Origin of the sequence: Oceanobacillus sp. Castelsardo, assembly GCF_001659985.1 — a bacterium.
Classification (GTDB): Bacteria; Bacillota; Bacilli; order Bacillales; family Amphibacillaceae; genus Oceanobacillus.
Genome location: NZ_LYCS01000036.1, coordinates 1 through 671 on the forward strand (window position 1 = coordinate 1; position 671 = coordinate 671).

Annotated in this window: 4 tRNA genes and 1 rRNA gene; all 5 read left to right on the top strand. The window is 50.2% G+C overall.

The window, feature by feature from the left end:
• Positions 1-2 precede the first annotated feature (2 nt).
• Positions 3-91, top strand: a tRNA-Leu gene (locus A9178_RS18365).
• 3 nt (positions 92-94) lie between these two features.
• Positions 95-171 (top strand) — tRNA-Arg (locus tag A9178_RS18370).
• Between the two features lie 6 nt (positions 172-177).
• A tRNA-Pro gene (locus A9178_RS18375) sits at positions 178-254 on the top strand.
• 9 nt (positions 255-263) lie between these two features.
• A tRNA-Ala gene (locus A9178_RS18380) sits at positions 264-339 on the top strand.
• Between the two features lie 143 nt (positions 340-482).
• Positions 483-671, top strand: a 16S ribosomal RNA gene (locus A9178_RS18385); the annotation flags it as partial.

Genomic DNA, 671 nt, shown 5'->3' on the forward strand with positions numbered 1-671 from the left:
TTGCCGGGGTGGCGGAACTGGCAGACGCACAGGACTTAAAATCCTGCGGTAGGTGACTACCGTACCGGTTCGATTCCGGTCCTCGGCACCATATGCGCCCGTAGCTCAATTGGATAGAGCGTTTGACTACGGATCAAAAGGTTAGGGGTTCGACTCCTCTCGGGCGCGCCATATAAACGGGAAGTAGCTCAGCTTGGTAGAGCACATGGTTTGGGACCATGGGGTCGCAGGTTCGAATCCTGTCTTCCCGACCACTATTCAACGGGGCCTTAGCTCAGCTGGGAGAGCGCCTGCTTTGCACGCAGGAGGTCAGCGGTTCGATCCCGCTAGGCTCCACCAATTTGAAATTTGCTCTTTGAAAACTGAACAAAAACAACCAGTATGTCAAGAAAAAGAAAACTTGTTTTTCTTTTGAAGATAGAGGTATTTAACCTCTGAAAAGCTAAGAACTTCAAATTGATTGGTGTCAATTTGAACAAACTTTTTTGGAGAGTTTGATCTTGGCTCAGGACGAACGCTGGCGGCGTGCCTAATACATGCAAGTCGAGCGCTGGAAGCTACTTTCATCCCTTCGGGGATGAAAGTAGTGGAAAGAGCGGCGGACGGGTGAGTAACACGTGGGCAACCTACCTGTAAGACTGGGATAACTCGCGGAAACGTGAGCTAATACC